13 protein-coding genes are annotated in these 22,186 nt (G+C 45.6%); 4 read left to right on the forward strand and 9 right to left on the reverse strand.

The window, feature by feature from the left end; all coding sequences use genetic code 11:
- Positions 1–105 precede the first annotated feature (105 nt).
- Together KI743_RS15875 and KI743_RS15880 are read left to right on the forward strand one after the other, a co-directional pair.
- On the forward strand, positions 106–369 hold the full coding sequence (locus tag KI743_RS15875) for a GrxA family glutaredoxin (RefSeq protein ID WP_032548707.1): 264 nt from the start codon (positions 106–108) through the stop codon (positions 367–369).
- Positions 370–603: 234 nt separating this feature from the next.
- The gene (locus KI743_RS15880) at positions 604–2,286 is read left to right on the forward strand and encodes an aspartate:alanine antiporter (protein WP_285467235.1); all 1,683 of its coding nucleotides are present in this window, start codon (positions 604–606) and stop codon (positions 2,284–2,286) included.
- A 318-nt stretch (positions 2,287–2,604) separates the two neighbouring features.
- Here KI743_RS15880 and fabV read toward each other — a convergent pair whose 3' ends face one another.
- The 4 genes from fabV to KI743_RS15900 form a co-directional block, all read right to left on the reverse strand.
- Positions 2,605–3,807, reverse strand: a complete 1,203-nt coding sequence (gene fabV, locus KI743_RS15885; protein ID WP_032548703.1) for an enoyl-ACP reductase FabV — start codon at positions 3,805–3,807, stop codon at positions 2,605–2,607.
- Positions 3,808–4,016: 209 nt separating this feature from the next.
- Entirely contained in the window at positions 4,017–6,299 is a 2,283-nt protein-coding gene (locus tag KI743_RS15890) for an acyl-CoA dehydrogenase (protein ID WP_285467236.1), read from the reverse strand.
- Between the two features lie 57 nt (positions 6,300–6,356).
- Positions 6,357–6,986 (reverse strand): TetR/AcrR family transcriptional regulator, encoded by a 630-nt coding sequence (locus KI743_RS15895; RefSeq protein ID WP_032548700.1) that lies wholly within the window; start codon positions 6,984–6,986, stop codon positions 6,357–6,359.
- Positions 6,987–7,400: 414 nt separating this feature from the next.
- On the reverse strand, positions 7,401–12,266 hold the full coding sequence (locus tag KI743_RS15900) for a VCBS domain-containing protein (RefSeq protein ID WP_285467237.1): 4,866 nt from the start codon (positions 12,264–12,266) through the stop codon (positions 7,401–7,403).
- Positions 12,267–12,552: 286 nt separating this feature from the next.
- On the opposite strand from KI743_RS15900, the gene KI743_RS15905 reads away from it, so the two are divergent.
- Both KI743_RS15905 and KI743_RS15910 read left to right on the forward strand, forming a co-directional pair.
- A complete protein-coding gene (locus tag KI743_RS15905) occupies positions 12,553–13,860 on the forward strand; it encodes a TolC family outer membrane protein (RefSeq protein ID WP_285467238.1) in 1,308 nt (435 codons plus the stop codon).
- Entirely contained in the window at positions 13,860–14,468 is a 609-nt protein-coding gene (locus tag KI743_RS15910; RefSeq protein ID WP_032548696.1) for an OmpA family protein, read from the forward strand. Before KI743_RS15905 ends, KI743_RS15910 begins: the two co-directional genes overlap by 1 nt.
- A gap of 158 nt (positions 14,469–14,626) precedes the next feature.
- Here the strand turns inward: KI743_RS15910 and nhaA are convergent, their stop codons facing one another.
- The 5 genes from nhaA to KI743_RS15935 form a co-directional block, all read right to left on the reverse strand.
- On the reverse strand, positions 14,627–15,790 hold the full coding sequence (gene nhaA, locus KI743_RS15915) for a Na+/H+ antiporter NhaA (protein WP_032548694.1): 1,164 nt from the start codon (positions 15,788–15,790) through the stop codon (positions 14,627–14,629).
- A gap of 275 nt (positions 15,791–16,065) precedes the next feature.
- On the reverse strand, positions 16,066–17,202 hold the full coding sequence (locus KI743_RS15920; RefSeq protein ID WP_285467240.1) for a lipocalin-like domain-containing protein: 1,137 nt from the start codon (positions 17,200–17,202) through the stop codon (positions 16,066–16,068).
- Positions 17,203–19,656, reverse strand: coding sequence for an ABC transporter permease (locus KI743_RS15925; protein WP_285467241.1), 2,454 nt, complete (start codon positions 19,654–19,656; stop codon positions 17,203–17,205).
- Positions 19,637–20,308, reverse strand: coding sequence for an ABC transporter ATP-binding protein (locus tag KI743_RS15930; protein WP_255230528.1), 672 nt, complete (start codon positions 20,306–20,308; stop codon positions 19,637–19,639). The genes KI743_RS15925 and KI743_RS15930 overlap by 20 nt, the downstream gene beginning before the upstream one ends.
- 122 nt (positions 20,309–20,430) lie before the next feature.
- Positions 20,431–21,804: an MATE family efflux transporter gene (locus KI743_RS15935; protein WP_285467242.1), complete on the reverse strand. Its 1,374-nt coding sequence runs from the start codon at positions 21,802–21,804 to the stop codon at positions 20,431–20,433.
- Positions 21,805–22,186: the final 382 nt, after the last annotated feature.

Genomic DNA, 22,186 nt, shown 5'->3' on the forward strand with positions numbered 1-22,186 from the left:
TAGCATTGAGGCATAGTTGGTTTTAAGAATTTTGAGTCGTATCCCTTTAAGAATAGTTAACATATTTGGGTTAACGAGCCTCATCCCGTATTTAGGAGAAATGAAATGTTTGTAGTAATCTTTGGTCGCCCTGCTTGTCCATTCTGTGTTCGTGCTAAAGAGCACGCTGAGACTCTTAAAGCTAAGCGCGATGACTTCAACTACCGTTATGTTGACATTCACGCAGAAGGCATCAGCAAAGCTGACCTAGAGAAAACTGTAGGTAAGCCTGTTGAAACTGTTCCTCAAATCTTCGTAGACCAAGAGCACATCGGTGGCTGTGATGACTTCGAAGCATACGCAAAAGCAAACCTAGGTCTTTTCGATTAATCGAAAGCGTTGATTAAAATAGGTTAAGCCTGACGCAAAGCCTATCAAATCATTGAAGAAACCCCTTTCTAAAGCTCACGTGATTCACGTGAGCTTTTTTAATACCTAGAACAAAAATGAATCACGTTAAAATCAAGTGAAATAGCAAATTAGCGCTTATAATTTATCTATAATTAGATACAATTCACATCTCTACACTATCTTATGTTTCACGCCTTATACTGAGCTGCTGCTGTGAATATCGACGTTGTACTTTTGCTTGAGCAAAACCCTATTCTTCTCATCTTTGTCGTATTAGCGATTGGCCTTGCCATTGGTAAAATCCGCTTTGGAAATCTTCAACTAGGTAACTCTATTGGTGTCTTAATCACCTCATTAGTAATGGGTCACCTTGGCTTCTCGTTCAACGCAGAAGCGCTAACCATCGGCTTCATGCTGTTTATCTACTGCGTTGGTATTGAGGCTGGACCTAACTTCTTTGGTATCTTTTTTAGAGATGGCAAACACTACCTCATCTTGAGCTTAGTTGTGCTCTCAACCGCTATCGCCCTCACCTACTTCTGTAGTGAATACTTGGGGCTAGGGTTTGGTTTGTCAGCGGGTATGATGGCTGGTGCACTCACGGCAACGCCAATTCTTGTAGGCGCACAAGATGCCCTCAACTCTGGACTCGCAGAAGTGCCACGCAACATGGACATTGCCTTAGTTATTGAAAACCTGTCGGTTGGCTATGCGATGGCATACTTAGTCGGCTTGATCAGTATGATCATGTTCGCACGTTTAATTCCAAAACTGCAAAAGGTCAACCTGCATGATTCTGCAGAGCAGATAGCTCAAGAGCGTGGCTTAGGTGCATCTGGTCAGCGTAAAGTTTACCTGCCAATCATTCGCGCATACCGCGTTGGACAAGAGCTCATTGACTGGACTGACGGCAAGAACCTACGTGAACTTGGTATCTACCGTCAAACAGGTTGTTACATTGAACGTATCCGTCGTAACGGCATTCTTGCCCACCCAGATGGTGATGCCATTCTGCAAGAAGGTGATGAGATCGCGCTAGTGGGCTTCCCAGATAGCCATGCTCGTCTTGATCCTAGCTTTAGAAACGGTAAAGAGGTATTCGACCGTAACCTTCTTGACCTTCGTATCGTAGAAGAAGAGATCGTCGTAAAAAGTGACAGTATCGCGGGTAAACGCCTTTCAGACCTCAACCTGTCTGAATATGGCTGTTTCTTGAACCGTGTAGTGCGTGCTCAAATCGAAATGCCGATGGATTTGAACATCGTATTAGCCAAGGGTGACGTTCTACAAGTCAGTGGTGAGAAGAGCCGTGTTCATGGCCTAGCTGAGAAAATCGGTTTCATCTCGATTCACAGCCAAATGGCAGACTTAATGGCTTTCTGTAGCTTCTTCATTCTGGGGATTCTGTTCGGTCTAATTACAATGACATTCGGCCAAGTTTCGTTTGGTCTGGGTAATGCGGTTGGCCTACTGCTTTCAGGCATTATGCTGGGCTTCTTACGCGCAAACCACCCTACCTTTGGTTATGTACCTCAGGGCGCTCTGAACATGGTCAAAGACCTAGGTTTAATGTTCTTCATGGTTGGTATCGGCTTAAGTGCCGGTGGCAAGATATTCGAGCACTTAACTCAAGTCGGCCCTCAAGTCATAGGGATTGCGTTGATAGTCAGTGTGTTGCCGGTAATATTCGCGTACTTAGTCGGTGCTTACATTCTTAAAATGAACCGCGCACTGCTATTTGGTGCCATCATCGGTGCAAGAACCTGTGCACCCGCGATGGACATCGTAAACGACCACGCACGTTCTACGATCCCTGCTCTGGGTTACGCCGGTACGTACGCAATAGCCAACATATTGATGACTCTAGCCGGTACTTTCATCATCATTATCAGCTAACAACTAGATTCGTTCGGAATTTTCCAATGCACTAATTCGCAAGAGTTAGTGCATTTTTTATCGCTCCAAGAGCTTGTCTTACCCGCTCTTCTATCTTTTCTCATCTCGAAATTCGTATCTCGCATCCGCTCCTGAGTCCTTTCGAATCTCTCATCTGCTTTTTCAAATCCCTTCGCATCTCGGCACTCGCATCCCGCATCTGCTTTTAATCTCTTCTCATCTCGAAACTCGAATCCTTCATCTGCTTTTTAATCTGCCCCTAGATCAAAAAAAGGCGCTCAATGAGCGCCTTTTAGTATTTAGACCTAGCTAATTAGATTAGATGTCTGCTACATCAAACTCAACAGCTGGGTTAACGTCTGCATCGTAGTCTACGCCTTCAACGCCGAAACCGAATAGTTTCAAGAACTCTTCTTTGTACTCTACGTAGTCAGTCAGCTCTTTTAGGTTTTCAGTCGTGATCTGTGGCCATAGGTTGCGACAGTGTTCTTGGATATCTTCACGAAGTTCCCAGTCATCTAGACGTAGACGGTTCTTCTCATCCACTTCTGCTGCGCTGCCATCTTCTTTGTATAGACGTTGGCTGAACATACGGAAGATCTGTTCCATACAACCTTCGTGTACGCCTTCTTCACGCATTTTCTTGAATACCATCGCGATGTACAGTGGCATTACTGGAATTGCAGAGCTTGCTTGAGTCACAACAGACTTAAGAACAGCAACGTTCGCAGTACCGCCAGTTTGACCTAGTTTCTCGTTAAGAGCCGCTGCAGCACGGTCTAGGTCCATCTTCGCTTTACCTAGCGCGCCATCCCAGTAGATTGGCCACGTTAGCTCAGTACCGATGTAGCTGTAGGCAACTGTCTTACAGCCGTCAGCAAGAACACCAGCTTCAGAAAGAGCGTTGATCCAAAGTTCCCAGTCTTCACCGCCCATTACGGTTACTGTATCTTTGATCTCTTCTTCTGTTGCAGGCTCAACGCTTGCTTCAATGATCGTGTCTTTGTTTGTATCAACGGCTGTTGAAGTGTAAGTCTCACCGATAGGCTTTAGAGAAGAACGAACAACTTCGCCAGTCTCAGGCATTTTACGTACTGGAGAAGCCAGAGAGTAAACCACCATGTCAACTTGACCTAGGTCTTCTTTAATTAGGTCGATCGTCTTTTGCTTGGCTTCATTAGAGAAAGCATCGCCATTTAGGCTTTTCGAGTATAGGCCTTCTTCTTTTGCTAGCTTGTCGAATGCTGCTGAGTTGTAGTAGCCAGCTGTGCCCGGCTTTTTCTCAGTACCAGCTTTTTCGAAGAAAACACCGATAGTTGAAGCGCCGCCACCAAATGCAGCTGCGATACGAGAAGACAAGCCATAGCCACTTGAAGAACCCACAACAAGTACACGTTTTGGTGCATTTGCAATTGGGCCTTGAGCTTTGGTGTAAGCGATTTGTTCTTTTACGTTAGCTTCACAACCAACTGGGTGTGTTGTAGTACAGATGAATCCGCGAATTCGAGGTTTGATGATCATATTCAACTTCCTTAAAAAATCCCTGTTAGGATAAAAGTTTCGTCTACAAATGGCATCTAATTTCTTCAAAAATGTGGCTAAAATGCAAGTGGTTGGAGCACTCGGGTTGTATTTGCAGACATTTGTTCAAAATTCTAGCAAAGTTCTGGTTGTGTGCCGTACAAATACAAAAAAGGCACCTCGAAAGGTGCCTTTTGATGATATTTCTATCAAGCAACGCTATTTAGCTTAGGTTTCAGCTCTTTTCGCGTCAAAGTTTCACTATAGTCGTGGCTAAAGTGGTCAACTTGAATGGCAGCGTAGCGCAGTTTGTCTGCTGCCAAGATTTGGTCAACTTCAGCTTGTGTCAGTACGTCTGCTGCCAGTGCTTGCGCTAGACGGTCAGCCAACAGACCTTTGCGTGCTACCTTACCTTCTTTCACTGCTTTGAAGATCTTACGCTCTAGTGGTTTGATGTCATACATTGCCACAAACGCATTTTCCATTAGACCAACGCTGTCATCTTCATCTTGGCCAATGTAGCAAAGGTGGGTGAGACGCTCACGGTGCGCTCCTGGAGTCATTAGACTTTCAGCAAGTTTCACTGTTAGCGTATCGCTTGGCTTCTCGAAGTGGTTACCCACTGGGAAGATTAGCCCTTTCAGAACCTTACCGACTACCTTGTTAGGGAAGTTACGGTACGCTTCCTGTAGTGACTTAGCCGCGTGGTGCAAACAGTGCTGTACTGCGTAGTGCAAGTAATCTAGGTCCGCTTGCTGACGACCTTCATCTTCATACTTCTTAAGCGCTGCAGATGCCATGTATAGGTAACTTAGACCATCACCTAGACGAGCAGAGATCAGCTCTTTACGTTTCAGTTCACCACCAAGAGTTAGCATTGCAAAGTCAGCACTCACTGCAAGAGCACGGCTTAGACGAGTTAAGTCTTGGTAGTATGGTTTCGTTGGACCGCTCATATCCGCTTTGATGAACTTAGAGCCTGTTAGTGCAGCACCAAAGGCACCAAACGTGTTCTTAGTTGCATGAGAGATGTGTTTGAACAGTAGATCATCAAACTCTTTCGCACCTTGCTTCTCATCTGGGTTTGCCGCTGCTTCCATCTCACGCAGTACGTAAGGGTGACAACGCGTTGCACCTTGACCAAAGATCATCAGGTTACGTGTCAGGATGTTTGCCCCTTCCACCGTAATCGCAACTGGAATACCTAGGTACGGTGCAGCCAGATAGTTCATCGGACCGTCTTGAATTGCACGACCAGAGTGGATGTCCATTGAATCGTTCAGAATGGTACGCGCCATCTCTGTCATGTGGTATTTAGCAATCGCAGTTACGATACCCGGTTTCTCTTTTAGGTCGAGAGAAGTCGTCGTCAGTGTACGCGTTGCTTCAAGTAGATAAGTTAAGCCACCAATGCGACCTAGGCTTTCTGCGACACCTTCAAACTTACCAATCGACATACCAAATTGCTTACGAACGTATGCGTATGCACCAGTTGTACGCGCTGTTAGGTGGCCCATTGCTGTACCTAGAGCCGGTAGCGAGATACCACGGCCCGCAGACAGACATTCCACCAGCATACGCCAGCCTTTACCTGCGTAGTCTGCACCACCGATTAGCCATTCCATTGGGATAAACACATCGTGACCACGTGTAGGACCATTCATGAACGCAAGACCAAGTGGGTCATGACGCTCACCAATCACTACACCTTCGTGATCAGCTGGGATAAGAGCACACGTAATGCCGATATCTTCTTTGTCGCCTAGAAGCTTTTCTGGATCGTGCAGTTTGAATGCAAGACCAAGTACGGTAGCAACCGGCGCTAGCGTGATGTAACGCTTGTTCCAGTTAAGACGAATACCTAAAGTCTCTTTGCCTTCGTGCATGCCCATGCACACAGTACCAACATCTGGGATACCGCCTGCATCAGAACCAGCTTCAGGGCCCGTTAGAGCGAAACATGGAATATCTGTACCGTCAGCTAAACGAGGTAGCCAGTAATCTTTTTGCTCTTGAGTACCATAGTGAGATAGTAGCTCACCCGGGCCAAGAGAGTTTGGAACCATTACCGATACAGCCGCACTGATACTGCGAGTAGCGATCTTGGTTACGATTGTTGAGTTCGCAAGCGACGAGAAGTTTCGACCACCATACTCTTTCGAGATGATCAGTGAGAAGAAACGCTCTTTTCGTAAGAAATCCCACACTTCTTTTGGAAGGTCACGGTCTTCTTTAACGATCTTGTGGTCATCAAGCATCTCTAGAAGAGTTTCAAGCTCGTTGTCCATGAACGACTTCTCTTCTGCTGTCAGCTCCGGTTTTGGATATTGATGCAGTTTTTGGAAGTCTGGCTTACCAGAAAAAAGCTCTCCATCCCACCAAACACTACCGGCTTCCATCGCTTCTTTCTCAGTGCTAGAAAGCGGCGGCAGGACTTTTTTGAAGAGTTTAAAGGCTGGGTCGCTTACCCATTTTTGTCTTAGAGAGCTCATAGTTCAGATCCTTTTGTTCACTATTTTTTTGGTGTGAATTTATGCTTCTTATTGTTCTTACTCTTTAGCTGACATGCCTGCCGCTAAATAAGGAATCAAGATATCGACGACAGCTTTCGCATCAACCTCTCTTCCATAATCATTTTCTGATATTTCCATCAGTGCTTGGCTTGACGCCATGGTGAATACACATGTCCCAAGGGTGAAGTGCAGTCGCCAAAATAACTGTTCTTGAGTGAGGTCTGGATTGGCCTTCATTACCGAGCTGGTAAATAGCCCCAAAACGTCACTGTAACGTGTAGTAATGAACCAACGCAGGTGACCTTGCACATCGGTATAACCACGTCCAATTAACAACATGAAGCGGCTTGTGCCGTCTGGTCTCACATCGTTAAGCGAGCGTAGTGGCGATCTCAAAGATTCGAACACGTCACTCATCGTATACGTTTCGTTCAAATTAAGGTTCACTAGTGCATCTTGAAGTGCAGGCATGAACGCTTCTAAGTAACGATTGATTACTGCTCGAACCAAGGTCTTTTTATCGCCGAAGTGGTAATTTACCGAAGCTAGGTTCACATTTGCTTTACTTGTTATGGTACGTAACGAAGTGTCGTTAAAGCCATGCTCAGCAAACAATCCCTCTGCTACATCCAGTATCTTCTCTTTGGTCGAACTTCTTGGTGCCATTTCAATCACTCGTATTAAACAACTGTTTGAAATATACCCATAGAACATTTATTTAACAAGTAAGCAACATCACATTTTCACCCATTGGTCGTACCAGTTTTAAAAATAGTTTGGTAACACCCTGAATTACCTGTGTTTTAGAAAAACAGAAAAAAAGAACAAATTTTCTTGGAACTGATTGGAAGTTGGCGGGTCATAAAAAGGGTAACAAGAAGCGCATTTTTAAGTCTTTCTGGCCGTCAGACTTGTTTCACTCTCTTGTTACTCACTGCAATTTCCTTATTAACTCCTATACTTGTATCCGCCCAAACCGAGTTTGTTTGGGCTTTTTTTTTTGCCTGCATTAAACGCAAAAAAACGCCCTACGAAATCGAAGGACGTTTTGTATTGAAGTTTTGCGATTTAAGATCAGTACTAAGCTGCATCGTTTTTAATCAGCTCGCCCAACACCGCTAGGTCATCATTAATATCGATAGACATTCCTAGTTCAGGCGCGACATCTTGAACAACAATTGTTTGAGCGTCACTGCCGTTTTCAAGTGGTATACTCAATTCAATGTCATCACCATTGATGGTCACATCAATCATACTTAGTAGAGCTTCCATTTGATCCTCGTCTTGCGGGTCTTCTAGAAGATCGCTGAGGTCAATCAGATCACCCGAACCATTACTGTACAACTCGAAGTCTTTGATAACGTCAGTTCCATTATCTAATGCATCATCCAACCAAGCAAAGATGTTATCTTCGGCATTACCAATAAGCAGATCATTGCCGTAATCAGCAACCAACGCCTCATCATTCTCCGCACTAATTACGTTGTATGATTGTGGATCCTCGATATCGAGCGTTACAGTTTCAACCGTACTTTCCGCCCCGTTTGAATCTACGGCCACATAATCGAAGGTTGCATCTTCAGTTACCACTTCATTACCTTGGATATAACGAAGCTCCCAGTTGCCCCCGGTCGATGACAACTCCATTGATACAATCGGATTGGATGGAGAAGAGTAGCTGAACTCATATAGGATTTGTTCATTACCTACGTCCCCCTCATCTTTTTGGTACTGTTCCGTGTGTTGGGTTCCATCTAAGAAGGTATAAACGACTTCAATATAGACGTTACTATTAGTGTTGAATTCAGCACCCATGCCATCTAAGCCAAATGTAACGGTATCCAACGGGTTGTCATTGAGATCAACGATTAAGGTCTCTTGCATATTCATGCCTCGACCATCAGTATCACCGATACCATAACCAACATGTGGTTGCTCACCTTGGTACTGCTTCAAAGGCTTGTCATTGTTGTCTTCAATGGAGATGGTTATGGTTTTACCATTAGATAAAGTGATCAAGCGCTCTGTCGGAGAAACCTCTTCACCCCAGTTGTAGAAACCATCGACCAGTTCAGGGAAGTCGTCACTTGACCCGCTGTACCCTAACTCAAATTCTTCACCAGGGCCGGCAACGAAGCTGATGTTGTTAGGCACAAACAAGGTTTCATTATCAATATCCTCTTGTGTAACTTCTCGACTGACACCATTCTCGTCGGTATAGAGCAAGGTGCCATTGCTTGGTAAATCGACAATTCTGATGTTGAGAGGAATATCGTCATGGTCATCCTCTAAATCAGAGATATAGTCTGGAATACCCTCGCTATCACTGTCGAATATGATTGGGATGACGGTATTATCGTTATCAACCACAACGAAACTCTCAGCCACAGGCGCATCATTGGCACCATTGATGGTTATTTGAATCTCATGAGTCACCCCATCTGTTGAAGTAACAATGTAGTTCTCAATGATCGTATCATCATCGTTTAGATATTGAATCGCACTATTATCGAGCGTGTAGGTCCATGCACCATCTGGGGTTATGGTTAGCATACCCATAGCCATTGCCAAAGTAGAACCAACAGAGTTAAAAGTCCCATTAGGCAAGAAAGCCGGAGTGTCACTAGCATCGACATCAGTGATGGTTAAGGTGCCCGAAGCGGTGAGTTCGTTGTCTTGACTCACATCCACATCCTCAGTGACTTCACCCATATCTGAGTCGCCCTCACCTACGGTGATTTCAGATGGGTCATCGGCACCATTAATGGTTATGGTCACTTCACTGGTGGTTCCGTCTGTCGCGGTGACGGTGTACACCTCAACCACGCTTTCATCGTCATCCAGATATTGCACTAGGTCGTTATTAACCACATAGGTCCACGCACCGTCTGGTGTGATGGTCAACGAGCCAAGCGCGCTGCCATTGGTGGACCCAACAGGGTTAAAGGTTCCGTTGGGTTCAAAAGCAGGGTCGTCACTGGTGTCGACATCCGTGATGGTGAGCGTACCAGAAGTAGTCAGTTCATTGTCTAATGAGACATCCACATCCTCAGTCACCTCACCCATATCTGAGTCGCCCTCACCTACGGTGATTTCAGATGGGTCATCGGCACCATTAATGGTTATGGTCACTTCACTGGTGGTGCCGTCTGTGGCGGCGACGGTATACACCTCAACCACGCTTTCATCGTCATCCAGATATTGAACCAAGTCATTATTCACCACGTAGGTCCACGCACCGTCTGGCGTAATAGTCAGCATACCGAGTGCGCTGCCATTGGTGGATCCAACAGGGTTAAATGTACCGTTCGGCTCAAAGGCAGGGTCGTCACTGGTATCGACATCACTAATGGTGAGCGTACCTGAGGTGGTCAGTTCGTTGTCTAATGAGACATCCACATCCTCAGTGACTTCACCCATATCTGAGTCACCTTCACCCACGGTGATTTCAGATGGGTCATCCGCACCATTAATAGTAATGGTCACCTCACTGGTGGTGCCGTCTGTCGCGGTGACGGTATACACCTCAACCACACTTTCATCGTCATCCAGATATTGCACTAGGTCATTGTTAACCACGTAGGTCCACGCACCGTCTGGCGTAATAGTCAGCATACCGAGTGCGCTGCCATTGGTAGATCCAACAGGGTTAAAGGTTCCGTTAGGTTCAAAGGCAGGGTCGTCACTGGTATCCACATCAGTGATAGTTAAAGTACCTGAGGTGGTTAGTTCGTTGTCTAATGAGACATCGACATCCTCGGTGACTTCACCCATATCTGAGTCTCCCTCACCTACAGTGATTTCAGATGGGTCATCGGCACCATTAATGGTAATGGTCACTTCACTGGTGGTCCCGTCTGTCGCAGTGACGGTATACACCTCAACCACGCTTTCATCGTCATCCAGATATTGAACCAAGTCGTTGTTAACTACATAAGTCCATGCACCGTCTGGCGTGATGGTCAACGAGCCAAGCGCGCTACCATTGGTGGATCCAACAGGATTAAAGGTACCGTTCGGTTCAAAGGCAGGGTCATCATTGGTATCCACATCCGTGATGGTGAGCATACCTGAAGTGGTCAGTTCGTTATCTAATGAAACATCGACATCCTCAGTGACTTCGCCCATATCTGAGTCGCCCTCACCTACAGTGATTTCAGATGGGTCATCCGCACCATTAATGGTTATGGTCACCTCACTGGTGGTGCCGTCTGTGGCAGTGACGGTATAGACCTCAACCACGCTTTCATCATCATCCAGATATTGAACTAGGTCGTTATTCACCACGTAGGTCCACGCACCGTCTGGCGTAATGGTCAACGAGCCAAGCGCGCTGCCATTGGTGGATCCAACAGGGTTAAAGGTACCGTTTGGCTCAAAGGCAGGGTCGTCGCTGGTATCCACATCCGTGATGGTGAGCGTACCTGACGTGGTCAGTTCGTTGTCTAATGAGACATCCACATCTTCAGTGACTTCGCCCATATCTGACTCGCCCTCACCCACAGTGATTTCAGATGGGTCATCGGCACCATTAATGGTAATGGTCACCTCACTGGTGGTTCCGTCTGTCGCTGTGACGGTATACACCTCAACCACACTTTCATCGTCATCCAGATATTGAACTAGGTCGTTATTCACCACGTAAGTCCACGCGCCATCTGGCGTAATGGTCAACGAGCCAAGCGCGCTGCCATTACTAGATCCAACAGGGTTAAAGGTTCCGTTAGGTTCAAAGGCAGGGTCGTCACTGGTATCCACATCAGTGATAGTTAAAGTACCTGAGGTGGTTAGTTCGTTGTCTGATGAGACATCAACATCCTCAGTGACTTCACCCATATCTGAGTCGCCCTCACCTACGGTGATTTCAGATGGGTCATCGGCACCATTAATGGTTATGGTCACCTCACTGGTGGTTCCGTCTGTCGCAGTGACGGTATACACCTCAACCACACTTTCATCGTCATCCAGATATTGAACTAAGTCATTATTGACCTCATAGCTCCAAGCTCCATCAGGAGTAATTGTAAGCGAACCCAGAGCACTATCGTTGGTAGAACCGACTGGATTAAAGGCTCCGTTGGGCTCAAAAGTAGGCGTATCACTGTCGACATCTGAAATGGAGATTTGACCGGAAGTTTCCAGAAGGTTACCTTCAAGGGCAACATCAACATCTTCTGTTACGCTACCGGAACCTGTCGTGGCTACCGCTGCATCATCAGTACCAATAATAGTTACTGTTATAACTTCTTCGGTACCATCTGATGTTTCAACAGTAAAGCTATCTTGTATCTGCTCACCGTCCGCCAACTCATCAAACGGACTATTAGCAACAAAGGTCCAAGTACCGTCTTCATTAATGACAAAGTCGCCGTAGCCATTATCGCCTTCGCCTTCATCAGCGACAAAGGTTACTTCAGGATCATCTGTAACTAGATTGCCCCCAGTTTCGATCGGAACATCTTCCTCAAACTCAATAACATCTGATACTCCAGATACCAACGCAAAAGCAATAATGTCAAAGAGCTCTAGACTTTGAGTTTCAGATAACCCCTGACTCTCAAGCCCTTCTGTTTCAAAATGGGTTGTTGCTTGTACTTCAGCCGCTGTTCGCGATATGGTTCCGCTATTAACTAAACTTGACCCGTCAGGTTCGCCACTGGCGGTATCAAATTCGTCTCCTAAATCAGCCGTAGGGTCAAAGCCCTCCTCCACAGCTCTTATTACTTGTGCGATGGCATCATCAGTATCAACGACTCTATTAACTGTTTCGTCTTCGTAATACCGAGCATTGATAGTCGGTTCACTTCCACTGCTATTATCGACACTCACAACAACATCACCGGTACGCAGTGTCTCTCCTTCTGCTAACCGTCTTATTTGCCCTTGTGCATCGACAACCAACGCGCCGCTCACTCCACTGAGTAAGCCAACATTGATAGTTCCCATAACTCACTTCCTTGCATAGTTCAGCCAGCCTTCCCACTCGACCGAACTTCGCTATAACACCCACTTAAATTTAGTTGCAATGTTATTGATAATCCACTCACCAGAGGGCTTGGCTAATTCATAATGACAATTATGTCAACATAGCTAGTTACTTAGATTCGAAAAAAAATTAGGTAAACTTCGCGTTTTGGTTCAAATGTCCTAAGCTTCGTTTAAGACTTTTGTTCCGCCAAGAGCAATAACGAGAGTGACAAATAGGACATCTAGAAGTAGAAGGAGACCTACTTTGAAACTGTTTAAACTATCTATTATTTGCTGCTTCATGACTGGGGCTCCGGCTTACAGTCAGACCCTTGAGCAGGCAGTAGCCATTACTTTGGCTACCAATCCCGAGATAAAAAGTATTTTTAACGAATTCGTGAGCGTCAAAAAACAAAACGACGCCTCTGGAGGAGCTTATTTACCGAGCATAGATTTAGATGCGGGAATCGGTTATGAGGGGATCAATCCTGCCCCCAATAATGGCCCAGATACCGACCTAACTAGAAAAGAAGCAACAATTTCCCTTACCCAACTCATTTGGGATGGCTCTGCTACGTTATACGATATGGATCGTACGGCAGCAGAAGCCGAGTCGGTAAGACTTCAATTGATCGCGGATGCCGAAGACAAAGCGTTGGAAGTAACACAAATTTACTTGGATGCCGTGAAAGCGACCGAGGTATTAGCGTTATCGGAGAGTAACCTAGCGGTTCATAAAAAGATCTATAAAGACATTAAACGAAGAGCAGAGTCTGGAATCGGCTCTACCGCGGATGTCTCCCAAGTAGAAGCACGTATCGCAAAGGCGCACGGTAACCTACTTGCAGCCCAAAACAATCTAGTTGATACACATACTCAATTTAGAAGAGTGGTAGGACAGGAACCTCTGGGGTTGATTTACCCAAGAGCCGACATCTCCAAACTGCCTTTATCTCTGAATGATGCGATTGTTTATGCGTTCGATAATCACCCTGTTATCAAAATTTCAGCGGCTGATGTTGATTCGGCTCACTTCCAATATAAACAGTCTAAAGGGGTTAACTACCCTACCTTCTCTATTGAAGCATCACAAACTTGGCGAGATGATGCAGGTGGTGATGAAGGCTCTAGTGATGAAACCCTGGCTATGCTGCGCATGCGTTATAACTTGTATAACGGCGGCTCCGACAGCGACAGAACGGAAGCAGCAGCTTACCAACTAAATAAATCGAAGGACTTGAGAGACCGAGCTTATCGACAAGTAGAAGAAGGATTAAGACTCTCTTGGAGTGCATTAGACTTAACGCTACAACAAAAGAACTTTCTTTCTGATCATGTTGATTCCGCTTCGGAAACAGTCATCGCTTACGAGAAGCAATATCGAATCGGCCAACGTACCTTACTTGATTTATTGAATACAGAAAATGAGCTATTTGAGGCGCGTAAAGATTACCTCGATGCTCACTATGCCGAGCAGTACGCAAAGTATCGTGTATTGAACGCAACAGGTTCACTTCTCAATGCTCTACTCGTAGACATTCCTGAAGAGTGGACACAACCCGTGGAGTATTAATGATGAAAGCTTTCTATTTATTACTTCCCATCGTAGCCCTTTCTGTCAATGCAGCGGACTACCAAGAAGAGGATTACATTGATACTCCTGAAGCGGAACAGATATCCGATTTGAGAGATGATGACAAAGATGGTGTCGTCAATGCGAGAGACCTCTGCCCAGGCACCCCTACAGCATCGCAAGTTGATAACGATGGGTGCGGTGAGACGGTTCGTTCTCAAGAAGTTAGGCAGCTAAGAATCCTGTTCGCTCACGACTCTTTTGAGATAAATCCAATCTTCTCCGATCAGATAACGACAATGGCAGAATTTCTGAAGAAGTACAAAACAGCTTCTATTGAGATTCAAGGTTACGCGAGTAAAGTTGGTTCTAATGAATACAACTTAGAGCTATCGAAGAAACGAGCTAATGAAGTTCAAAGCGAAATTCTACAGAATGGTATCGCTGCCGATCGCGTACGTATCGTAGGGTTTGGTGAATCGCGTCTTGAAAAAGAAGGCGATGACCCGACTTCGCATGCTTTAAACCGAAGAGTAACGGCAACGGTAGTAGGCTTGGAAGAACAAATCGTCGAAGAATGGACTATTTTCACCACCCTAGAAAAATAGCTTATAAGACGTGAAAGCTTGTCACTATAAGACAAGTAAAACAATAAAGCCGTGATGAATACTCATCACGGCTTTTTCGTTTCTTTGTCATTATGTTTTTAAAAGTGTTGGTGGCTACTGTCCTAACCAGCCAACCCTTTCAAACATGTTTGTAATGATTACAGCTTAACTTCTTGATGCTTTGTCTTAGGTAACGAGACACTCAGTAGCACGTAACCTAGGATTGCCGCTGTCGTTGAGCCCATCAAGATACCTAGTCGAGCCAGCGTATCAAAATCTGCGTTTGTTGGGCCAAACGCCAATGAAGAGATGAAGATAGACATCGTAAAGCCGATACCACATAGCACAGACACCGCGAAGATGTTCATGAAGTTCACACCCTCAGGAAGCTTAGCTACGCCTGTTTTCACTGCGCCCCAGCTGAATAGGAAGATACCCAGTGGCTTACCAATCAATAGACCAAGCGCAATACCAAGCGGTAGCATGCCTGTCAGGTTTGAAATTGAGATGCCTTCCAGTGAAATACCTGCGTTTGCAAATGCGAAGATTGGCAAGATTGCAAAAGCTACGTACGGGTGCAGAGCATGCTCTAGGTGTTTCAGCGGAGAGTGCTCCCCTTTGTTGCCTTTGAGTGGGATCGCAAAGCCGATAACCACACCAGCAAGTGTTGCGTGAACACCAGACTTCAATACTGCGAACCACAGAATTGCACCAACAATCAGATAAGCGCTCAGTTTAGTCACATGCTTATTGTTTAGCATGAACAGCACACCTGTCGCGATGAAGCCAACTGTTAGCGCTAGCGTCGATAGGTCACCTGAGTAGAACAGTGCAATGATAACAACAACACCTAGGTCATCGATGATTGCTAGTGCCAACAGGAACACCTTCAAGCTTACCGGTACACGGTTACCCAGAAGTGCCATGATACCCAATGCAAATGCGATATCTGTAGCTGCTGGGATAGCCCAACCTTGAAGCGCTTCAGGGTTACTTGAGTTGAATAGCACATAAATTAGTGCAGGAGCTAGCATACCACCTACCGCAGCGATAGCTGGGAAGATTGCTGTCTCTTTAGATTTTAATGCGCCTTCTAAAAGCTCACGCTTTACTTCAAGGCCGATAAGTAGGAAGAAGACTGCCATTAGGCCGTCGTTGATCCAGTGAGACACGGACATACCAAATACGTATGTGTGTAGCATACCCTGATACATTTCGTTCAGAGGTGAGTTCGCTACGAACATTGCAACTGCCGCAGCAATTACCAAAATGATGCCGCCAGCAGATTCCATTTTAAAGAAGTCACGGATGACGTCGTTCATGATTTCGCCCTTATATTTATTATTTAAATAAACGAATAACAAAGAATAGACACGAGTGTATAGCCAACTTTCGACGATACATAATCACTTCTTTGGATGTTTAACTTCGGTTTTTCCTACAAATACTAAACAATACGTCGTATATTCCATAATGTTGTTACTCACACTAAATTAAGTATAGATGACCAATATTATAAGTGTAAGCTAGACGAACCCTCCATAAAGTGAGTTAACGTGCATAAAAAAGGCTATCAAATGATAGCCTTATATAAAAATCAATACCCAGTCAGTTGCATAAACCCTGACGCCTCATGGCTTCCACTGGCCATAATGGGTCCCTCCCAATAAGGGATAACAAACGGTAGCCACATGTCCCTACGTTGAATCCGAGTTGTGAGGTTGATCTCATATTTAGGCACGTTGATGATCCACTGAAGCGGCATTCTGCGCCCGTTGAGCAGGGTACTATTAGGTAATGGTGTAATGTCGATATCAGAATCAGAGAGCTGATAAACCTTTCCTGAGCGAGTTGCTAGCGTACCAAACACATATGGCATCTGCTCATTGCTCCGGTAACGACTCACACTCAGAGCAGAACCATCATCTAAGTTAAAGACAAACCAATCCCAACCTTGCTGCCCTTCACCAAGTAGACCGCTGCCCCACTCTTTATGAAGCCAGGCGTTACCAGATACTTCAATTTCTTTACCATCAAGCATCAGTTTGCCATTCAGAGCCAAAAACGGCGCACTAAAGTTGTATGAAGCAATAGGAAGTAAATCGTGTTTCTTCTGATAGCCGTTTTCGCCATTCAGCACGTAAGGGCCTTTGGTCACTGAATCAAGCTCTAAACCAAATGTGTCGGTCTCAATGCTCAAACGCCCTGGAAACGGGGTCGCACCAAGCGCACGCCAGTTCCAATTATCAATCCAAATTCGGAATGGACGGTTAGTCATTCCTGCTTGACCAATACCGCCACGTGCGAGTCTTTGTTCTTTCCACACTTGAGTGGCTGAGGTCACAACCACATTTGAGATATAGATTTGTGGGCTTTGCCAGCCGCGTGCCTCTCGTTCATCGGTCGCGATTCTGAAGAAGCTCCATTGAACGGAGTAGTCTTTACCATTGGCATCTTCTAAAGTCGCGAAGTAATGCCACCACTCATGTTGGAACTCAGGATGGAATTGGAAATCTTTCGGCAGTGAAACGGTACGGTCAGGCAATACTGGTTCAAACACCTTAAATTGCTCACTCACCAACACAGAATTGACTTCATTGATACCCTCTTCACCTACATCAGCGAAGTAAGAGTAATAAGACCAAATACCAACAAACAGACCAAAGAAGCCGACCAGTAGAACAGCAGAGAGGACTTTATTTCTCGGCTTTTTCACGCCTTTTCTTTGACCCATTTACAGCGCATCCCTAAGTGATTTCATCGGTGTATTACCTATCATACGTAATACTGGCAAGGCTCCAGCGATCATCAACGCCGCCATCGACCATGCAAAAGTCATGAAGTAGTCCCAAGGTATGACTTGCAGTTCTAAAGACCAACCGAAAGACTGCTTAATCACGATATCTACAATCAGGTTAGCCAACGCCAAACCAAGTGGTATCGCTATCAGTGACGATATCAGACCAAAAACAAACAACTGCAGGCTTCCTGTGAAGATCAGCTCTTTTGCCGACACGCCTAAGCAGCGCTGCAGCGAAATATGACGTTGCCTTGATACCTCACCCGCAACGGTCGCGAAGAAGATACCAAACACAGCAATAACCAACGTAATGTTGCCCAAGGTATCTGCAATCGCAAAAGTACGGTCAAAGACACGCATCGCCTGGCTATGAATATTGTTATTGTCAAAGATGCGCTCAGAGCTCAATCTAAATACCGATTCTAGCCTGTTACGCAGTCCGGTTGGATTCACATCTTCTTTAAGTATGACACCTAATCCAACGTTGCCCCGCCCCGCAAAGCCGTATAGCCAGTTACGATGCGACATCATGACTTGATGATAAGGATTACCGTAGTCGTAATACACACCGACAACTTGCCATCCAGAGCCAAGGCTATCGTACATATCGATATAGTCTCCCGGACGAATGCCCAGCTTGAGCGACATCGACTCACTAATAAGGACGCCCTTAGAGTGGTGTAAGTGATACCAGTAGTTCGGGATACCCAGCTTAATGGTCAGCGCTTCTAACTCCCCTTCAGAAGGACCAGTACTCACAACTTGGATACTGCCTACTGGAGAAGGAATATCTTTCTCCCAGCGCCACCATACCGAGTCAACTTCTGGCTGTTCTGATAGCCAGTTGCTCATGCGTGCTGCAGAGTTATTGGTTGGGTAGATATACAAGTCTGCCGCAAGACGCTGAGACAGCCATTTATCAGTGGTATCTCGGAAGCTACCAACCATGGTCTCAACGCCGATATTTGCCGTCATCGCTAGCATAAATGCCATAGTTGCAACGCCGCGGTAACTCATGCTTGCAGCTGCATCGGCAAAGAACCAACGCGCGCGGACCCAACGCAGAGAGTATGAGAAGCTATTGAACAGTTTCCACATTAAGAAAGGTGTAAACAGCGCAACACTCACTAGCATCAATGCAATGATGGCAAAGCCAGATTCTTGCGTCTGAGGAGCTTGATATACCGCCACCGCAGCTACACAGAAACCACAACCAATCAACGCTTGCCATGTAAACTCAGTACCTGCGAAACGCATCAGAGACAAACGAGATGAGAGTCGAATTGGCTGCGACTTTAGCAAACGAATCAAAGGCCAAGCACACGCTAAAAATGCGCCGATTAATGCCATAGAAAAACTGTAGGCGCTCGCTCTCCAGCTCCAGTCGATACTTAAGCCAACATTAGCGTCATAAAGATCGCCGAGACTTGAAGATACAGCTGGCAGCAATTGGTTTGCCAACATCACACCAAAGACGTTACCGCAGATCCAGCTGACCACAACCAGCGCTAGCAACTCAAAACAGAGTGCTTTGGTTAACTGCCAGCCTGATACACCAGTTTGTCTAAGAACCCCAACCAAAGGCTGTCTCTGTATAAAAGAGAGCGACATTGCTTGATAGAAGATGAACAGGCCTACAACAAACGAAAGCATTCCCATCGCCGTCAAGTTCAAATGGAATGCACTGGTTAGCGACTCCAACTCAGCTTTAGAGCTTCGAGAGATGGTTAAACCATTCGGCAGCATACTCTTAAGACGCTCAAACTTCGCTTCCGACATATCTGAACAGGCGATAACGGATAGGCCAGAACTGCGCTTCAACATTCTCAGAAGAGAGATGTCCGCAATCAAACGCGTGCCGTTAATCATCTTATTCTGGTCGACAACTAAAGGACCAAGCTCAGAGCCGTCTGCAAGGTGAATATAGTCACCGTCACGCCACTCCATATGCTTGGCCAGATCATCACTCACTAAGATTGGGTATGGCGGCTTCATCAGGTTGAGCGTTGTGAGGTCTTGAAGCGCAACGCCAGGTTGCAACTGAAGCATCGAGACAGGATCTAAGCCTATCAGCATGAAGTTGGAGCCGTTTTCGTCAGTTACGCGATGGTTATCGAAAGGGGCGCACTGCTGAAAGCCTTCACGGCGCAGTTGAATATAGAAACCTTGCGGGATCTTATTGGCGCTATGTTTTGGGCGAATACGGTAAGGGAGCGGATTGGAAAATAGCTTTTCGCCATGAGCATAGCTCTGCTTAGCATGCTGGTTGATGGCAGTAACACCAACCAAAAGAGAGACACCCAGTGTTAGACCGAGCCAAACAAGAATGATTTGAAGTGGGTAGCGTCGATAATGACCGAGTAGCGCTTTAACTACGGGCCATAACATGAAGCTGCCCTCCTTGTAGACGGATGCAACCATCCATATGCTGGGCAACCTTTTCACTGTGTGTCACTAACAATAGCGTACACTCAAGCTCACGAGCTAATGACGTCAGCAAACGCATTACCGCTTCTGCGTTGCGCTCGTCTAGGCTACCAGTAGGCTCATCGGCAAGTAGGATCTTTGGCTCCATGTAGAGAGCACGAGCAATCGCGGCACGCTGTTGCTGACCACCAGACACCTCTTCAGGGTAGCGTCCCAATAAAGGCATAAGATCGAGCGCAGACAAAATTTGACGCCATAAGCCTTTATCTTCAGGTAAACCCTTCAATTGACGGCAAAAGCGAATGTTATCGGCAATGTTCAGTGTTGGTAGCAAATTGAACTGTTGAAAGATATGCCCGATGTTATTACGACGGTAAGCAGTGCGATCGCGCTCCTTTGCCACGTGCATATCAAAGTTCGGGAATAGGATTTCCCCGGAGTCAGCAAGGTCGAGCCCTGCAATGAGGTTAAGCAGTGTACTCTTACCTGAGCCACTTTCACCCATTAATGCAAGCTGGTCCCCTTGATTTAATGTTAATTCAGCACCTTGTAAAACGGGATGGAACTCTCCCCCGTCGACATAGCCCTTACATAGGTCTGATAGCTTTAACATTAAACAGCTCACATTAGTTAGAATTTGGAATGAGAATCTACACTAAATCTAAGGTTGTAGGAAGTAATTTGAAAGATAGATCACATGCTAAGTATAAAGTCACATAAATCTTACGTCTGACTTCAACTTCCTATAAGATTTTTTATCCATTTCTTACTCTTCATACGATAGAGCGACCCACCCCATTTGATCACCTCTTCTGTTAGGAACATCAAATAGATCCATTCAGGTTCGACACCAAAATAGATAGCCGCAAAAGCCGCTAAAGGGATACTAATGAGCCACTGAGCAATCAGATCTTGGTAGAGGCAGAATTTCACATCTCCACCCGCTCGTAAAACGCCAACAATCACCGTCATTGGGATAGAACGAACCACAATGCCTAAGCTCAAAATCAAGATGAATTTTTCGGATAACTCACGCGTTTCTGGAGTCAGTGCGCTGAAGGAATCTAAGATTGGTGCTTGAACAAAATAGAGCACCAACGCGACCACAATGCTGGTGAAAAACGCAATGATGCTGATGCCCAATGCTTGGTAATAAACCGCTTCATTGTTTTTGGCTCCTAACTGATTACCCACCAGCACGGCAGCAGCGGTCGACATACCAATTAGAAGTGCCAAAGAGATAGATTCAACCGGAGTCATCACCGAGAGTGCAGCTAAGCCCTGAACGCCCGATTGCCCCATGATCGCGTGATAGGCAAACAATCCCCCCGCCCAAGCTAAGAAGTTAAAGGTGGTTGGCAAAGAAAGCTTGAGAAACCTAACGACTTTCTGGACTGTTGCAGCAGCTATAACGTCAGCGCCTTTAAAAGCCAACAAGTGCTTCTTCCAGTAAAGGTATCCATAAAGCGTCACCACCTCGATCGCACCGCTCAACACAGTTGCAATCGCTGCACCTTTGATGCCCATTGCAGGCATACCGAGATTACCGAAAATAAGTACCCAGTTAAGAAAGATATTAGAGAGAATCCCAATACCGCTGAAAAAGGTACTTAGCCCCGGTCGGTGCATCGCGCGAAGCCCAACCGCCATACTACTCACACAAGCAACGGCAAACATACTGAACGCGCTAATCACGATGTATTCAGTTCCTAAACCAATAACTTCATGTGAATCTGTGGTAACGCCCATAACTTGCGTTGGGAAAGAAACAAAGAACACGACGGTTAACGCTGCGAACAACATCGAAACCAGCCAAGTCAGCGCGGTACTCTCTCGCACACCTTGTTTATCGCCGGCCCCCCAATATTGAGCCGTTAGCAGAGCACCACCCGTTGTTACCCCAACCAACATAATCGTAGTCACGAACATGGCACGACTTGCCACGCCCACAGCGGCAATATCAGCTTCTCCTAGCTGCCCCAGCATCAAGACGTCAACCAAACCTCTACTTGAAAACATAATGCTCTGCAGAGTAATAGGCAGTGCAATGGCAATCAGCTGACGAACAAAGTCACCTTTGGTATGACGTATTATTGAAGCAAGAAGCATAAGGTCACCTCAACGGAACATATTGAAGAAAAAGAGGAACATCGAAACAGTATAACAGTCGTATGTTTTCACCCGCGGTGATAAGCCGAGAATCAGGAGGTGATAAAAAGACTGCTATGAAACCAAGTGAAGAGCCATTAAAGCACAATCAATTCAAACAATGAATGAAAAACAGGCATATACAGATAAAATATAACCCACCAAATCATTTATAGCGCTTTTATCAGAGTAAATTCCGATTTTTGATTAAAATCAAAGTTAAGTTCGATATCTAAATTACTGAAATTGTTATTAAAAATAACATAAACAAATAAATACATGTTTTACAACAAATTTAAATGTTAAAAAGCTTACAATCTAGAAAATCGATTAATATCAATTC

Source organism: Vibrio sp. D420a, from assembly GCF_030248625.1.
GTDB lineage: Bacteria > Pseudomonadota > Gammaproteobacteria > Enterobacterales > Vibrionaceae > Vibrio > Vibrio fortis_A.

What these genes read in the sequence shown, in the direction of transcription:
- KI743_RS15875 (WP_032548707.1), top strand. Translation starts at nt 106, where the DNA reads ATGTTTGTAGTAATCTTTGGTCGCCCTGCTTGTCCATTCTGTGTTCGT.
- fabV (WP_032548703.1), bottom strand. Translation starts at nt 3,807, where the DNA reads ATGATCATCAAACCTCGAATTCGCGGATTCATCTGTACTACAACACAC.
- KI743_RS15890 (WP_285467236.1), bottom strand. Translation starts at nt 6,299, where the DNA reads ATGAGCTCTCTAAGACAAAAATGGGTAAGCGACCCAGCCTTTAAACTC.
- KI743_RS15895 (WP_032548700.1), bottom strand. Translation starts at nt 6,986, where the DNA reads ATGGCACCAAGAAGTTCGACCAAAGAGAAGATACTGGATGTAGCAGAG.
- KI743_RS15900 (WP_285467237.1), bottom strand. Translation starts at nt 12,266, where the DNA reads ATGGGAACTATCAATGTTGGCTTACTCAGTGGAGTGAGCGGCGCGTTG.
- KI743_RS15910 (WP_032548696.1), top strand. Translation starts at nt 13,860, where the DNA reads ATGATGAAAGCTTTCTATTTATTACTTCCCATCGTAGCCCTTTCTGTC.
- nhaA (WP_032548694.1), bottom strand. Translation starts at nt 15,790, where the DNA reads ATGAACGACGTCATCCGTGACTTCTTTAAAATGGAATCTGCTGGCGGC.
- KI743_RS15920 (WP_285467240.1), bottom strand. Translation starts at nt 17,202, where the DNA reads ATGGGTCAAAGAAAAGGCGTGAAAAAGCCGAGAAATAAAGTCCTCTCT.
- KI743_RS15925 (WP_285467241.1), bottom strand. Translation starts at nt 19,656, where the DNA reads ATGTTATGGCCCGTAGTTAAAGCGCTACTCGGTCATTATCGACGCTAC.
- KI743_RS15930 (WP_255230528.1), bottom strand. Translation starts at nt 20,308, where the DNA reads ATGTTAAAGCTATCAGACCTATGTAAGGGCTATGTCGACGGGGGAGAG.
- KI743_RS15935 (WP_285467242.1), bottom strand. Translation starts at nt 21,804, where the DNA reads ATGCTTCTTGCTTCAATAATACGTCATACCAAAGGTGACTTTGTTCGT.